Annotated in this window: 13 protein-coding genes; 11 read left to right on the forward strand and 2 right to left on the reverse strand. The window is 57.0% G+C overall.

What is annotated here, in order from left to right; translation table 11 throughout:
• Positions 1 to 56: 56 nt before the first annotated feature.
• Positions 57 to 3,461, forward strand: a complete 3,405-nt coding sequence (locus CBB62_06735) for a hypothetical protein (GenBank protein ID OUT41997.1) — start codon at positions 57 to 59, stop codon at positions 3,459 to 3,461.
• A gap of 16 nt (positions 3,462 to 3,477) precedes the next feature.
• On the opposite strand, the gene CBB62_06740 is transcribed toward CBB62_06735, so the two are convergent.
• Entirely contained in the window at positions 3,478 to 3,927 is a 450-nt protein-coding gene (locus CBB62_06740; protein ID OUT41998.1) for a hypothetical protein, read from the reverse strand.
• A gap of 231 nt (positions 3,928 to 4,158) precedes the next feature.
• Here CBB62_06740 and CBB62_06745 point away from each other — a divergent pair, with 231 nt between their 5' ends.
• From CBB62_06745 to CBB62_06760, 4 genes are all read left to right on the forward strand, one after another.
• Positions 4,159 to 5,034 carry a hypothetical protein gene (locus tag CBB62_06745; protein OUT41999.1) on the forward strand — a complete coding sequence of 292 codons (876 nt, stop codon included), beginning with the start codon at positions 4,159 to 4,161 and terminating at the stop codon, positions 5,032 to 5,034.
• Positions 5,035 to 5,103: 69 nt separating this feature from the next.
• Positions 5,104 to 6,552, forward strand: a complete 1,449-nt coding sequence (locus CBB62_06750) for a selenoprotein O (GenBank protein OUT42000.1) — start codon at positions 5,104 to 5,106, stop codon at positions 6,550 to 6,552.
• A gap of 81 nt (positions 6,553 to 6,633) precedes the next feature.
• Entirely contained in the window at positions 6,634 to 7,116 is a 483-nt protein-coding gene (locus tag CBB62_06755) for a hypothetical protein (GenBank protein ID OUT42001.1), read from the forward strand.
• Positions 7,117 to 7,284: 168 nt separating this feature from the next.
• Positions 7,285 to 8,385 (forward strand): hypothetical protein, encoded by a 1,101-nt coding sequence (locus CBB62_06760; GenBank protein ID OUT42002.1) that lies wholly within the window; start codon positions 7,285 to 7,287, stop codon positions 8,383 to 8,385.
• Positions 8,386 to 8,406: 21 nt separating this feature from the next.
• On the opposite strand, the gene CBB62_06765 is transcribed toward CBB62_06760, so the two are convergent.
• A complete protein-coding gene (locus CBB62_06765; GenBank protein ID OUT42003.1) occupies positions 8,407 to 9,150 on the reverse strand; it encodes a hypothetical protein in 744 nt (247 codons plus the stop codon).
• Positions 9,151 to 9,516: 366 nt separating this feature from the next.
• Between CBB62_06765 and CBB62_06770 the strand changes: the two genes are divergently transcribed.
• The 6 genes from CBB62_06770 (at position 9,517) to CBB62_06795 (ending at position 15,252) form a co-directional block, all read left to right on the forward strand.
• A complete protein-coding gene (locus tag CBB62_06770) occupies positions 9,517 to 11,172 on the forward strand; it encodes a cytochrome d terminal oxidase subunit 1 (GenBank protein OUT42004.1) in 1,656 nt (551 codons plus the stop codon).
• Positions 11,173 to 11,175: 3 nt separating this feature from the next.
• Positions 11,176 to 12,330, forward strand: coding sequence for a cytochrome d ubiquinol oxidase subunit II (locus CBB62_06775; protein ID OUT42005.1), 1,155 nt, complete (start codon positions 11,176 to 11,178; stop codon positions 12,328 to 12,330).
• A gap of 25 nt (positions 12,331 to 12,355) precedes the next feature.
• The gene (locus CBB62_06780; GenBank protein OUT42006.1) at positions 12,356 to 12,472 is read left to right on the forward strand and encodes a cytochrome bd-I oxidase subunit CydX; all 117 of its coding nucleotides are present in this window, start codon (positions 12,356 to 12,358) and stop codon (positions 12,470 to 12,472) included.
• A 134-nt stretch (positions 12,473 to 12,606) separates the two neighbouring features.
• Complete coding sequence (locus CBB62_06785; protein OUT42007.1) at positions 12,607 to 13,263, forward strand: peroxidase; 657 nt, start codon at positions 12,607 to 12,609, stop codon at positions 13,261 to 13,263.
• 190 nt (positions 13,264 to 13,453) lie between these two features.
• Positions 13,454 to 13,912, forward strand: coding sequence for a YHS domain protein (locus tag CBB62_06790; GenBank protein ID OUT42681.1), 459 nt, complete (start codon positions 13,454 to 13,456; stop codon positions 13,910 to 13,912).
• 86 nt (positions 13,913 to 13,998) lie between these two features.
• Positions 13,999 to 15,252 (forward strand): hypothetical protein, encoded by a 1,254-nt coding sequence (locus CBB62_06795; GenBank protein ID OUT42008.1) that lies wholly within the window; start codon positions 13,999 to 14,001, stop codon positions 15,250 to 15,252.
• Positions 15,253 to 15,256: the final 4 nt, after the last annotated feature.

A 15,256-nucleotide genomic window follows, 5' to 3' on the forward strand; every position in this document is an offset into this window, starting at 1 on the left:
ATTACGTCGAGATAACGGCACCCCCGAAACCCGAATTTATCAACGAGATCATCATCATGGCGACTGACAAGCCGACAACGCAGATACCCGATGATTACATCCCCACATGGGATGAAATCGGCCATTTGCTTGAGCGTGGTCAGGTCGCCGATGTTGTCTATGATACGGAAACGGTGGACACCAACCGCAACTTCAATGCGGTGCTTGATCTCGGTGCTGCAACAGCCGATCTCGCCGGTCGCGTGGTCGATACTCTTGAGGTCGATGCGCGGGTGCCGGATCACCGGACCATCGCGCCACAGGCGGCCTTGGTCAACAAACGCGGTCCGAAGGATTGGGACAACGGTGTCAGCCAGCATATTCTGGCGGGCAAGTTTGCCGACGCGCTGCGCAATGCCCCGCGCAAGGTCTATGACAAACTGACCGATGAAGAAGAAATTACGCCGATAACCCGTGGCAAGGCGCGCAAGGAAGAAACCGTGCGGAAGATGTATTTCCGCGATGAAAACGGTGATGTGAAGCATGCGCGACTGCATGAGAAGGGCAAATACGTTTCGATCCCTGTGACCACGGGTAAAGCCGATTATGAGGATGAGGACGGTCAAAAATGGCGCAAGATGCGTTCCGCCATTCAGGTCACCCATTTCTATGGCATCCGTGCGGATGACCCGTGGATGTGGGGCGCCTTTGACATGGCCGGGATGCCCGACATCTTCCTGACCCATACCAAGAAGAACGATGCCCGCCGTTCCGGTGCCTATCGAAACGATGTGCACAAGCTGGCCCAGATGGTCCGTCTTTACGGTCCGCAGGGTGAGCAGGGGATGAAGACCCTGGAAAGCAAATGGGGTGGTGAGAGCTTCCGCCTGCAGGACCTGATGGCTGCCAATACCAATCATGCCGTGCCCGAACGTGGTATCGAGGTTGGTGCGCGGATGCCCGATGGCTCTGAATACAATGAGAAAAAAGGCCACAAGCGCGCGCTGCTCGATGCGCTGGCAACCCTCGGTTTCAAGACCTTCCTGCGCCGGATTGCGCCGGATGTTGTGAAACACGCCGAAGTCATGGCCGATTTCGATAGTGCCAAGGATTTCGTCCACGGTGCCGATGGCTTTGAAGACAATCCTGTACTGGGCATTGGCCGGGTCATGCGTGGCCGTGCGACCGGTCATATGGGCATGCTGGTCAATATCGATGAAGAGCAGGGCGATTTCAAAAACGCACTGTTTATCCGCCTCGATGTTGACCTGCCGAACTACCGTTATGGTGGCAAGCGCGTCATGGAGATGAGTGAGAAAGAGCTCACCACCATGATGAAGGAGCAGAAATTCTCGGCCGACGCCCTGTTCCAGACCGAGCACCTGCGCAAGAACCCGAATGTCGTTCGCGCCGAGATGGCGTTCGAGGCAGGCCAGAACCAGGGCTATGACCCCGAGGTTTTGGAAGAAAACCGCCACTACATGCTGGAAAACCCTGTGTTTCTCGAGCGGGTTATGACGGCATGGGACAAGGCACAGCCGCGTTTCAAACGCGCCCATGATTTGCCCAATGCGTTGCCGGAAGAAGAGATTTTTACCGGTGTCGGCGATTTGCCTTACTACACGGTCAAGGATCGTCACGGTGAGCCGCAACTGCTGCCACGCGCGCTGCATCAGAGAGCGGAAGACGCTCGGAACCACGGTCGAAATGTCGACCGGATGCTGAAGCACGCGATCGAGCCGGATGCCCTCGAATGGGACCCTGATCGCGAAGACGGCCTCGCCGATTTCAAGGCCAAGATGAAAAAAGCCAAGGAAGGGCTCGAGCGCTATGGCTGGCATGATGCCAAAATCCTGCGCCAGTTCGAGGTCGCGGCCAATGTGAAAACTGCCGAACAGGCGGTTAATCAAATATGGAAGATGCGCAAATCCCTGATGGGAAAATTCCATGATTATTCAATGAGCTATGAAGTACAGGATGCGCGCGGCAACCAGGTGCCGTTCGAAAAACTGATCGAGATGCACCCGCAGGAACTGCATATGCGCCTCGATGCCGGCAACCTGGAGGTGAAGTTTGAACAGCTGCGCAGCGCACCGACCACGCGCAAGATTGCCCGCATGTTCTGGGATGAGGGAAAAATCGATGACCTCGGCCCGGCATGGAAAGAGTACATGCAGTCCGAGATCGCGCATTACCAGCAGGGTATGCCGAACCTTGATCCGGAAGATCAGCGCCTGATGACCATTCCGCGCGCGTTGAAAGAGATCGACAAGATCCTGAAAAACGAGCGTCGTGGCACCGACCGTCGTGCCGATCCCGAATTTGATGAGGTCGGGCAGTTCGATGAATTTGCCGCCGGTACCGATGATGCCGAGCAGATGCTTGTCGAGTTGCGGGACTGGTTGCAGGAGCGGGCGAAGAAGTTTCCGTTCTCTGATGAAGCCAAGGTCCAAATGGGCTGGGATCCGAAGACCAACTTCCCGATCGAGTATATCGAGCATGAGGTCGACGCAAAGGACACCATCGTTATCGATGTGCCGGACCGCCATCTGGAAGAGCCGCTCAGCGATCCGGAAGTGGCTGACCGCTTCCTGCTGATGTATGGCCCGAAAGGCGTTGATCTGGCGAAAGAACTTGCCGCTGGCAAGCATCTGGTGCTGCGCGGTGCCGAAACCGGCAAGATGTATCTTGCTGCCGGTGCTGATGTCTCCAACGCACCGCCAAAAGGCGACTTCCCTGAAGTCTATCGCAAGGCGGAATCCCAGTATCACGACAGTGGGTACGTACTGCCGCGCAACAATGGCAGCATGCTGGCAGTTGCCGTCGAGCAGTTGGCACCGCTGGCCAATACCCGTGACATTGACGCGAAGATGCAGTCGGTCAAGGTTGGCAAGGCCGAGGACTTTGAAGCTATGGTCAGCCCGACGCTCGGCTATACCTCAAAGCCGCAAACCGGTCTGATCATGCGCAAATATGAGTTCGTGCCAGCGGTTGGTCCGGCCCGGTTCCAGGAAACCGATGGCGACGGCGTGGAAAACGGTTGGGAAGTCGAGGGCGAGATCAAATCTGTCCGTGAGATTACCCTGCGTCAGCTGCGCGAAGCGGTGAAGTCGCGGAAATTTACCGATCAGCATGCCCAGAAATATGGCTATGCCGGTACTGCTGATATGATGTCCCGCGTGTCCAAGATGTTTGACGATGAACTGATCCGTGAGCGCCGCACGACGGGGCCGGGGGCAACCAGTGACGAGACAATCATCCTGATCGACCTGAAGAAGCCGGTCAGCCGTGACACCATGGCCTATAATAGCCATACGGTGATTTCCGATGCCTCGATCACGCGCGATTTCCTCGGCGACAGCCGCACGGATTTCGACCTGAAAAAGCAGCTCAAGCCAAGCAGCCTGAAATCGCTGTCGGAGCCTGCCAATACCCAGCCGAGCCCAACGCCCGGTGGCAAGCGCAACCCGAAAGTCGGCTGAATACTAATAATCAGGATTAGCGGGAGCGGGTGGCCTTCTCGACCTCATGCAGCAGCATGTTGGTTGGCACCGGCTTGGCGAGAACGACCTTTACATTATCGGGGATCGAGGTTTCCTCATAAACCGCATTGACGTAACCGGAACAGATAATGACCGGCAAGTCCGGGCGGAATTCATGCACCGATCTCGCCAGTTCAGTACCCGTAAGCTGCGGCATGGCATGGTCGGTAATCATCATGTCGGCATGGTTTTCGGGGGTTTCAAGCCAGTCCCGTGCTGCCACCGGGTCATCAAACACCACGGTCTCATAACCACCCCGGCGCAGGCAGTGCTGCGTCACCGTCGCGACCATCGGTTCGTCGTCAACGATAACAACCACCTTGGCCGTAACGGATGCCCCCATACTCGAGATGCCATCATCCGCAACCGGGCCTTCTGCAGGTTTTGATGTGGTGTTCATGTTCATGTTTTAGAAACCTATTGGTCCAACATTACCTAGGATCATAAAGGGGTATTCCTTAACATCGGGTTAACCATGATTAATCTTTGTCTGACGCCCATACTTATAAAGTCAGGACAGTCTCTCATGGCTCTGTAAACCGCCGATTGCCGTCATGTTTTGAATTGTATGTTTGTGGTTATATTTCTTGTTTGCGGTTTACGAAAAATAACCCGGTGTTAACTATCCTGTGATGTCATGTTTTCACGGCTTCCTCGAAAACAGGCAGGAAAACAGATGGGCACACTCGGCTTCACTGACAGCACAAATAACAAGACGACCACTGATCGCATTCTGATCGTTGATGACGATGCGACCCTCTGTGAGTATGTGAGTGAGTTGCTGGCACGCCGAGGCTTTCAACCGGTGGTGGCCCGTACGGTTCTGGAGATGGCCCATTATGTCGAGAGCACGGCCATCGATCTGATCCTGCTGGATATTGAGCTGCCCGATGGTGACGGGATCGAGATATTGCGTGAGATGCGGAACTATTCGGATATTCCGATCATCATGCTGACCGGTTCCGGTTCGGCCAGCGACCGTATCGTGGCACTTGAACTCGGTGCCGATGATTACATCAAGAAACCGGTGAACTCCCGTGAGCTGGTAGCCCGTATCCGCAATATCCTGCGCCGTTTTCAGAGCAACGGCCAGAATGCGCCGGGTACGGATGAACCTTGCCTGTACTTTGCCGATTACTGCCTGAATGTGCAGAACCGCACCCTGCAGGGTGATGGCGGTGAGGTTCTGCTGACCGCGGCGGAATTCGACCTGCTGCACGCCCTTGTGGATGCCCGCGGCAGGTTGCTGACGCGGGATTATCTCCTCTCCACCACCCGTGGGCGGGGCTGGAGCCCGGATGACCGCAGCGTTGATGTGCTGATCGCCAATATCCGGCGCAAGATTGAGTCGGATCGCGGACGGCCCCGGATCATCAAGACGGTGCGGGGCGGCGGCTACATGATCGCCAGTCCGGTCTCTAATACCCAACCGGAGCCGGAACTGTTCGAGCCGCGCCAGTTGCCAACAACAGATTACCGTCGACAGGTTGCCCCGACCAGCGTTGCCGGTTAAGACCTAGGCTGTTAATGCTGGCGTGTAGACAGTGTTGGCGCCTAGCGCTTCCCGGAACCTGGATCATCAATGCCCGCTCGGTTTGAAACATTGCATCGGCAACTGGGCGAGACATTCTTTGACCCGGTCGAGCCGGCCAAGTTCCCGCAACATATTCTGCGCTATCGCAATCGGCGGGCTGCTGAAACCATTGGTCTCGATGGGTTGCGTGATGCGCAGTGGGTTGATCATTTCGGTCGTTTTCAGCCATTCCCCGGCAGTTTCGAGCAACCGCTTGCGCTGCGTTATCATGGTCATCAGTTCCGGGTCTATAACCCGGATATCGGCGATGGGCGCGGCTTCCTGTTTGCCCAGATACGGGATCTGACCGATGGCAGGCTGCTGGATATGGGCACCAAGGGCAGTGGCCGCACACCATATTCCCGCAGCGGCGATGGGCGCCTGACCCTGAAGGGCGGGGTGCGCGAGGTGCTGGCGACGGCACGGCTTGAGGCACTCGGTGTCTATACCTCGAAATCCCTGTCGCTGATCGAGACCGGCGAGGCGCTGGAGCGCCATGACGAGCCATCACCGACCCGCTCTGCTGTGCTCGTTCGGCTCAGCCACAGCCATATCCGCATTGGCAGTTTTCAGCGGCTGGCGGTTACGGAGGATCAGGTCGGGCTGGAACGCCTGATCGATTATTGCTGCCAGCATTATTATCCGGAGATCACCGATGAGAGTACCGCCGGACGTGCGCTGTCACTGTTCTCCCGGATTACCGCTGAATCAGCCCGCCTCTGCGCTCAGTGGATGGTCGCCGGTTTTGTCCATGGCGTACTCAATACCGACAATCTCAACATTACCGGTGAGAGCTTCGATTACGGCCCATACCGGTTTCTGCCGATCTATGAGCCGGGCTTTACCGCGGCCTATTTCGATGAAACCGGCCTGTATGCCTATGGCCGCCAGCCGGAGGCGGTGCACTGGAACCTTTGCCGTCTGGCCGAATGCCTGCTGGGGCTGGTGGATCGTGATGCCCTGACCGAGGCCCTCGCAATTTTCGATCAGGTGTTTGAACCGGCCCTGCATGACATGTTCTGCCGCCGTCTCGGATTGGTCGGGGCGGGGCAGAAAGTTGCAGAACTGGTCCGTGCTGTTTTCCAATATCTGCATGCGAGCAAACAGCAACCCGATCAGTTCTTCCATGACTGGCTAGGCGGCGCTGGCAGTGCCGAACGGGCCATGGCCGGGCCTGACGGCGCACTATACCGAAGTGCCGGTTTTGAGCCTGTGCAGCAGGCGCTGGCGGGGTTTGGTGCGCATCCGGCGGTGGCCGAGGCGCTGGTGACCGACATCATGCAGAATCCGCGCCCCGTAACCCTGCTCTATGATGAAATCGAGGCGCTCTGGCAGCGGATTGCCGAGGATGATGACTGGGCTGGCTTTGAGCAAAAACTGGCGGAAACCGAGGCTTTAAGGGGGGCTATGGCACCATTCTTTGTGGATCAGCCCCGACCGTGGCCGATCGGGATATGACCTGTCCGTAATATGCCCTTGTATGTTTCCGGGATAACCCATAGCATTGTTGTTAAGGGGTAACGGGTAGGGGGAACACGAATGTCTGCTACAGCTATTCAACCGTCAAAGAGTTCTGAAGGTGCCGGTGTTGTTGATGGTGTCATCAACTGGGGCCGTGAGACCGCTGCCGATCTCTGGCAGAGCCGTAAGTTTACCACCCCGCATATCATTGCCAATATCGTCCAGCATGGCTGGAAAAAGGGGCTTGAGCGCCAGAAGCAGGATATGGCTGGTGCCCGTGATGCGCTTGTCCGTACCGGCTTGCGTACTGCTGCCATTGGCACAATCATTGCCACCAAGGGTGCGGCCACCGAAAAGGTCGGCCTGCTAAGCCATGCGGTCAAAAAGACCACTGGTATCGAGGTCCTGCCTGATATGATGGTTGGAGCCGTGGATCATGGTGCGAAGCACGGTGCCAAATCTGCCGTGCAATCGGTTGTGAACAGTTCCGAGGTTTCGGCCTGGCGCGAATCGCGCGCACCGAAGGCCAAACCCGCCAGCAGACCCGGTTTCGCGCCTTAAGTCTTCTGCCTGACTTCTCTGTAATATGGTCATTTCTGCCGGGTTGTAGCGCAGTCCGGTAACAGCGCCCCTTGCCGATAGCCGGACGAACGATAGGTCATTGACTTCAAGACCCGTGCGATCAGGCTGGTCTGTAATGCCAATTTTATGGACGCCTGCAGGCGAGCGATGATGTTGACCAAATACACCCATTCGGGCACGGCTGCCCTGTTGAAATCCGGTACGGCAATTGTTGTGGTGGCGATGCTGCTGTCATCCCTGCCAGCTGTCGGCCACGCGCAGTCGAGCGACACGCCGCTGGTATCCGGTGCGCAGGCTGCATCCATCACCGGTATTACCGAGGCGGATGTCCAGCAGCTCGGTCGTGACCTTGATGCGACGCCGGACCTTGTCGAGGGGGCCAGACAGGCCGAACAGGCTGATCGCGAAGCCGCCGCCGAGGAACGCCAGCGTGCCCGCGATACGCTCGATACCTTTGGCAGCAATGACCAGACGGATCGCGGTGATGGCGAGGTTGCCCGTGGTGGCAGCGGTTCCGGCTCTGGTGCCGGAGATAGCAATGGCGGTCTTGACGGTGCGATACTGCGTCCCGTTGATGGCAATGCCGGTGCCGGTATGCCAGCCATGGCACAGGCTGGGCTGACCTCATTCTCGACCAATATTCCCGAGCCACCGCCATCGCCATTCGACAATCCCGGCCCGGCAGTCGGCTCTGGAAACGTGTTCCTCGAACCGGACCCGCTAACCAACCGCCGTCTGTCGCCCCCGGTTTTTGAAGACCCGACCCTGATTGAGAAGGCACCACGCCCGACCGAGATTACCCGCACCGTTCATGGGCGCCGGGGTAGCCTTAGCGGCGTCGATGCCAAGGATTTGCGCCTGCGCACCCGGCCATATGCGGCCTCGGCACGCGGGTTGAATTGTTCCCCACCCGATTTGCGGCTTGAGGAACTGGACTTCTCCGATCGGCCCAATACCTATCGTCTGACCGGCATGCTCGAGACGCCAACCGATGGCTATACCTATGAGGTACAGCCGACCGATCAGCGCAACAGCTTCATTCAGGTATCAGGCGGCCCGTCACTCATGGGCATGACCCTGTCGATGAAAGAGCCGGAGATGGGCTATCACACGCCCGACGGGCAGGTGAAAATCAACGAACTGGTCACGGTCGCGCCCAATACCCTGCGGCTTGATGTGCTGGTCAATAACGTGATCTTCCGGCGGGCCAAGATGTATTACTGCCGGATTCCCGGAACACTTGATTAAGCCCGTCGCCGGTTGCTTAAATCAGTGATTGCCGCTGGCGAGTTGTTCGAGCTGTGCCTTGTCCACCAGCCGAACCAGTGAAGCGCCATCCAGCTTGATGATGTTGTCGTTTTTCATGCTGGTGAAGCAGCGGCTGACGGTTTCGGTGGTCAGGCCGAGAAAGTCACCAATGTCATGGCGACTCATGGGCAGATCGACGCTGTTGCCGCCGCCACCGAGCCGCTGGGCGCGGCGCACACGGCCGAGCAGGAAGGAAGCGATCTTCTCCTTCGCGGTCTTGCGACCGAGCAGCAGCATCTGTTCCTGCGCTTCCGCCAGCTCATTCGAGGCAATTTCCAAAATTTTCCGGCGCATGGCCGGGTATTCGGTAAACACCTGCTCCATCCGGGTACGCTTGAACTGGCAATAACGGACCGGTGTGATCGCCTCGGCGGTGAAGGGATACCGGCTGCCGGGGGCAAGACCGAGGAAGTCGCCGACGCTCAGGAAGCCGATGATCTGACGCCGGCCATCGCCGAGCAGCTTGTAAATCTTGGCCGTGCCAGCGGTGATATTGAACAGGGAGACAGCATCGTCGCCCTCGGAAATAAAGGTCTGACCCTTGGCTGCCGTATGCTTGGCCGCCAGCTCGTCGAGCAGGGCTATGTCCTCACTCGGCATGGCCTGACAGAGGCTGACCTGTCGGGCGGCACAGGCCGCGCACTGGCTCGGTTCTGTATGTGTGGCAACAGTCGAGGGCTGGCGCTTGTTGCCAGTATCCGACATGTCCGTTCGGGCAGCACATTTATTCACGAAAAAGTCGTTCCAGTTGGTTCGGATGGGTACCCAGTTTACGCGCACTCTATATACTGAAAAGCGCATTCGACAGCACCGGTAAACGCTTAAGTATATATAGCGACTAAATGCGCCATCAGCACAGCAAATATTACCGTGTAATAACCGTGGCTTAATCGCTGTGCGCAATGATGTCTGGAAAAGAGAACAAAATTGATATGGGTCAAAGCCCATTGCCTTGGAAACGCGCATAAAGGCGGCAATGGCAAAGTATCCCGAGGGCTGTGCTGCAGTTCCAGAGTGCTTTGCCGGTTGGTTCAACTCTCTTCGTACCCGGGCACGTAAAGGACATGTCCCATGATTGACCCGCTTGTCATAGAACTATCACGGCTGCAGTTCGCGCTGACGGCCATGTATCACTTCCTGTTTGTGCCGATTACCCTCGGCCTGTCGATCATCATCGCCATGATGGAGACGGTCTATGTGATGACCGATCGTCCGATCTGGCGCGACATGACCAAATTCTGGGGTCTGCTGTTCGGCATCAACTTCGCGATCGGTGTCGCGACCGGGATTACCATGGAATTCCAGTTCGGAATGAACTGGTCCTATTACTCCCATTATGTCGGCGATATTTTCGGTGCGCCGCTGGCTATTGAGGGCTTGATGGCCTTCTTCCTCGAGGCAACGCTGGTCGGCATGATGTTCTTCGGCTGGGAGCGGTTGAGCAAGGTACAGCACTGTGTTGTCACCTGGCTGACCGCGATCGGTACGAACCTGTCCGCGCTCTGGATTCTGATTGCCAATGGCTGGATGCAGAACCCTGTCGGATCAAGCTTCAATCCCGAGACCATGCGGATGGAGGTCACAGACTTTGCTGCTGTTCTGCTCAATCCGGTTGCGCAGGCGAAATTCGTCCATACGGTCAGTGCAGGTTATGTGATGGGCGCGATCTTTGTCATGTCCATTTCCGCCTTCTACGTGCTGCGGGGACGCAATCTTGCATTTGCCAAACGGTCCATGGCAATGGCGGCGGCATTTGGTCTTGCCGCATCCCTGTCTGTCGTCGTGCTGGGTGACGAGAGCGGTTACACAACATCTCACAACCAGCAGATGAAAATGGCGGCCATGGAAGCCATGTGGGAAACCGAAGATGCACCTGCCGGTCTGACCATTTTCGGCATTCCGGATCAGGAAGCGCAGGAGACCCATTTCGAAGTCAAAATGCCGTATGTACTCGGGTTGATTGGCACCCGTTCATTCTCGGAGGAAATGCCGGGGATCAAGGATCTGGTGCTGATTGCCGAACAGCGTGTTCGCGATGGTATCCTTGCCTATGACGCGGTCATGGCTATTCGGGAGAACCCCGATGACGCCCGTGCGCAGGCGATGTTCCGTCGCCATCAGCAGGATCTCGGCTATGGTCTGCTGCTGAAGCAGTACCGTGAGGACATCGAAAATGCGACCGATGCCGAGGTGAAAAAGGCAGCACTCTCAACCGTGCCGGATGTACGGACCCTGTTCTGGGCATTCCGTATCATGGTTGCGTTGGGCATGTTCTTCATCGCGTTCTTCGCCTTCTCGGTCTTCCTTGCGGCCAAGCGTACGCTGCACACCAAGACATGGTTCATGAAGATTGCCTTCTGGAGCCTGCCGCTGCCATTCATCGCTATTCAGCTTGGCTGGCTGGTTGCGGAATATGGTCGTCAGCCATGGACCGTGGACGGTGTGCTGCCAACAGCGCTCAGTGTCTCTTCCCTGAGCATTGTGGACATTGTCCTGACCATTGTCGCCTTCACGCTGTTCTACGGCACCATGGCGGTGATCGAGGTCTATCTGATGCGCAAATATATCCTTATGGGGCCTGAAGGTGCGCTGGGTCACGGTGCCAAACCTGACCAGCAAACCGATAGCGACCCGATGCTCGGTGGCGGCATGGTTGGTGCCGTCCCCGGATCGGCTGCACCCCTGAATGCCGACAAGGCACCGCAATCTGCAAGCCGGGAGGGCTAAGCAATGTTGGAATTGATTGATTATGACGTCATGCGGCTCGTCTGGTGGCTGCTGCTCGGTGTCCTGTTGATCGGTCTCGCCATCATGGACGGCACCAATTACGGGGTCTGTACCCTGGTGCCGTTCATTGGCAAGAACGATACCGAACGCCGGATCGTGCTCAATACCGTTGAGCCATACTGGGAGGGCAGTCAGGTCTGGCTGATCCTTGGTGGTGGTGCAGTTTTTGCCGCATGGCCCGCCGTATACGCAACCTCATTCTCCGGCTTCTATCTGGCGATCTTCGTTGTGCTGGCCTCGCTGATCCTGCGACCACCGGCATTCAAGTATCGCAACAAGCTGGACAATCCGAAGTGGCGTCGTGCCTGGGATTGGGGCCTGTTCATTGCCGGTTTCGTACCAGCCCTGATCTTCGGTGTCGCGGTTGGTAATGTCCTGCAGGGCGTGCCGTTCCGGTTCGATGACACCATGCGCTCCTTCTATGAGGGCAATTTCTTCGGCCTGCTGAACCCGTTTGCCATCCTCTGTGGTCTGGTCAGTGTCGCCATGCTGGTAACCCATGCCGGTATCTATCTGGCCCTCAAGGCCGATGAGCCGGTCGCCAGCCGCGGTCGTCTGGTCGGTTCCATCGGAACGATTGTCACCATGGTTCTGTTCGCCCTTGGCGGTGTCTGGGTCTCTGCAGGTATCGATGGCTATACCATCGTCAGCGAGATCGCCAGCAACGGTCCATCCAACCCGCTGGCGAAAGAGGCTGTGGCCGAGACCGGCGCATGGTTGAACAACTACTCAACCTATCCGTTCTTCCTGATCGCGCCGATTGCAGGCTTTGCCGGTAGTATTCTGGCCCTGCTGCTGGTCCGGTTGAAGCGGGCAGGTCTCGCCTATGTCGCTTCCGGTATAAGCCTGTTCGGTATCATCGCGACAGTGGGTGTGAGCATGTTCCCGTTCATCATGCCTTCTTCCATTGATCCGGTCAGCAGCCTGACGGTTTGGGACGCATCATCCAGCTATATGACGCTGATTATCATGCTGTTCTGTACCATCGTGTTCCTGCCTATCGTGCTTGCCTATACCTCATGGGTCTTCTGGGTGATGCGCGGCACGGTGACCGAGGAAGAGGTCAATAAACACGCCAGCCCGGCTTCCGGGTACTAGGCTTCAATCAGGAAAGGATAAGGAAATGTGGTATTTCGCCTGGATCCTCGGCCTTGGTCTGGCTGCCTGTGTTGGCATCCTGAACGCCATGTGGCTGGAGATCACCGATGAAGAAGGAACTGTGGACCAGAACAAGCTCTAGGGCTGCCGTGTTCCACAGACCGAATTGACTTAGTGACCGCCGTTCTCTTGAGAACGGCGGTTTCTGTTACTACCTCTATCTTTGAGTGCGGCTGTTTCGGTCGCAATATTTCCATCAGATGAGAGGAATAAACGATGTCCCTTCGTATCAACGACATCGCCCCGGATTTTACTGCCGAAACCACGGCGGGTGAGATCAGCTTCCATGACTGGGTTGGCGATGGCTATGCGGTTCTGTTCAGTCACCCAAAGGACTTTACCCCGGTCTGCACCACCGAGCTCGGCTATATGGCCGGGCTGGCCAAGGATTTTGCCAAGCGCAATACCAAGATACTCGGCATCTCCGTTGACCCGGTCGAGAACCACAACAAGTGGAAGGGTGATATCGAGAACCTCAGCGGTCACAAGGTCGACTACCCGATGATCGGCGATCCAGACCTCAAGGTTGCCAAGCTCTATGACATGCTGCCCGCCGATGTGGGCGACAGCTCGGAAGGCCGTACAGCGGCCGACAATGCCACGGTGCGATCGGTATTTGTGGTTGGACCGGACAAGCGGATCAAGCTGACCCTGACCTATCCCATGACCACAGGCCGTAATTTCGATGAGATCCTGCGTGCACTGGATTCCATCCAGTTGACGGCAAAGCACCGGGTCGCAACCCCGGCCCAGTGGCGGCAGGGTGACGACGTCATTATCACGCCCGCCATTACCGATGATGAGGCAAAGGATACCTTCGGCGACTATACCCAGCCGCTGCCATATCTGCGGGTGACCAAGCAACCGGCCTGATCTGCTTTTTGTAGCAAGGAGACTCCAGACCGCGCCGTTCATCGTGACGGCGCGGTTTTGCTTTGCGGTACACTTGTTTGACAAGCAAATGTGAAGGGCGTGTGAGCGCAGCAGACACTATTATCCGGTTAAAGCCACAGGCAGAGAGATGGAGAATAGAATGCTGAATTACAGACGCTTTGCAGGATCAATGCTGTTTGCCGCGGCTCTGGTGGTCGGGGCAGTGATTCTGACGTCAGGGCATGAAGCACAGGCGGCGGAGGACAAGCCGCCGGTCTATACCGGGTTTCTCAGCAGCCTTGCCGTCTCAGGCTATGACCCCGTGGCCTATTTCACCGAAGGCAGGCCGGTTGAGGGCAGCAGCGATTTCGAGACCGAGTGGCATGGCGCCACATGGCGGTTCAACTCGGCGGATAATCTGGCGGCATTCAAGGCCGATCCCGAAGCCTATGCACCACAATATGGCGGTTATTGCGCTTGGGCCATGGCTGAAGGCAACTTCGCCAGCGCCGACCCCGACAACTGGCATATCGTCGATGACAAGCTGTACCTGAACTACAATGACGCGGTGCAGGACAAATGGGAAAAGGATATTCCCGGCTTTATCGAGCATGCCGATCAGGAATGGGGGCAAAAGCAGTTTGACTGATTTTGCATCCGGCATATTGGATCAGTTCCTTTGCATCAGAGATGTATGATACGCTTGCAGTAAGAGGGATGAGCAGGGATTAGGCTGTGGCCGAACCATATGAAGCAGAGAACAGACAGATAGATAAAAGGCCGGGCGCACGGGAGACCGGCAACGCCTTTGATCTGCTGCGTATGGCCGAGCAGCAAACCCCGGTTTCATTCCATGAGCAGCGGATGCATCATCTGCTCGATCAGGCCGCACCCGATGATCAAATCTTTATTGCGGTCCATCAGCTGAACAGTTGTCCCGATGCTGTCGTGCAGGGACTGTCCGATCATGGTCGACAGCGGTTGGTCAGGGTCTTCGGTGCCGTGCCGGAGTATCAGCCCGCCCGTGACGGGTTGCTGCGTCTGAAACGTGCTGTCCTTGGCAATGGCGAGTTCGAGCCCATGGGCGATATTGCCCATGAACAGGCATTTTTTGAGGCGACAGCGCCGTTAAGCTGTCAGGCACAGGCCGAAAAGGCCGCAGAGTTCATCAACGCCATGAATGATACCGAGATGGCCGGGGTCATGTTCATGCGCCCTGACACCCATCTGCGGATGCTCAAGGCTTTGCAACAGGCGGATCAGCTGACGCCTGAAATCAATGATGCGCGATTTGTGCTCCATACCAGCATTGATGCCGGTAAGCCCTATTACGAGGAGCAGGCAAGGTTCCGGCGCACGCTGGTCAAGACCCTGATGAGCGACAAGACGGTGCAGCGTGGTCTGCAGAACTGGCACCGGATGGATGATACCGCACGGATCGGCCTGCTGCAGCATGTGGCTGATGTTCAGAACAGCCTTGCCGGTCATCAATCAGCGACGGTGGTGGGCAAGGATATTCCGCCCTATAACATCGAGGGCAAGGATGTCTGGCTGCGCGGCAATTATCGGGCGGGTGGCAATATCACCGTCAACACCCAGTACAAGGATTTCTGGAATGATCCGGAGCAGGTGATCGGCACGGTCGTACATGAAAACACCCATCACCATCAGCATGTGCTCGGCACCCAATACAGTCGCGGTCGGATAGAGGCGGGCGAGGCGAACTACATGGCGGCGGCACTGTTCGATGACGGGATTAACCATGGCTATGTCACGTCCGGCAGTGATGCCAAACGCTATCGCCAGCAACTGGTCGAGAAATCGGCCCGCGATACCCAGAACCTCGTCCAGCGCGAACTCAAGAGTCTGGGGCTCAGCTACGATGCGGATGCCGAACGTGAGCTGCGGGAATTTCTGGCTATGATGGATGACCCGAAGCCGAAAGCGCCGGACACCGATGCCGGTCTACAGCGGCGCCCGAAGCTGTAGGCTT

It is taken from the genome of Micavibrio sp. TMED2 (genome assembly GCA_002168225.1).
Classification (GTDB): Bacteria; Pseudomonadota; Alphaproteobacteria; order TMED2; family TMED2; genus TMED2.

Excerpts from the sequence above, each read along its gene's own strand:
- CBB62_06735 (OUT41997.1), top strand. The coding sequence starts at position 57 with ATGGCGACTGACAAGCCGACAACGCAGATACCCGATGATTACATCCCC.
- CBB62_06740 (OUT41998.1), bottom strand. The coding sequence starts at position 3,927 with ATGAACATGAACACCACATCAAAACCTGCAGAAGGCCCGGTTGCGGAT.
- CBB62_06745 (OUT41999.1), top strand. The coding sequence starts at position 4,159 with ATGTTTTCACGGCTTCCTCGAAAACAGGCAGGAAAACAGATGGGCACA.
- CBB62_06750 (OUT42000.1), top strand. The coding sequence starts at position 5,104 with ATGCCCGCTCGGTTTGAAACATTGCATCGGCAACTGGGCGAGACATTC.
- CBB62_06755 (OUT42001.1), top strand. The coding sequence starts at position 6,634 with ATGTCTGCTACAGCTATTCAACCGTCAAAGAGTTCTGAAGGTGCCGGT.
- CBB62_06760 (OUT42002.1), top strand. The coding sequence starts at position 7,285 with ATGATGTTGACCAAATACACCCATTCGGGCACGGCTGCCCTGTTGAAA.
- CBB62_06765 (OUT42003.1), bottom strand. The coding sequence starts at position 9,150 with ATGTCGGATACTGGCAACAAGCGCCAGCCCTCGACTGTTGCCACACAT.
- CBB62_06770 (OUT42004.1), top strand. The coding sequence starts at position 9,517 with ATGATTGACCCGCTTGTCATAGAACTATCACGGCTGCAGTTCGCGCTG.
- CBB62_06775 (OUT42005.1), top strand. The coding sequence starts at position 11,176 with ATGTTGGAATTGATTGATTATGACGTCATGCGGCTCGTCTGGTGGCTG.
- CBB62_06780 (OUT42006.1), top strand. The coding sequence starts at position 12,356 with ATGTGGTATTTCGCCTGGATCCTCGGCCTTGGTCTGGCTGCCTGTGTT.
- CBB62_06785 (OUT42007.1), top strand. The coding sequence starts at position 12,607 with ATGTCCCTTCGTATCAACGACATCGCCCCGGATTTTACTGCCGAAACC.
- CBB62_06790 (OUT42681.1), top strand. The coding sequence starts at position 13,454 with ATGCTGTTTGCCGCGGCTCTGGTGGTCGGGGCAGTGATTCTGACGTCA.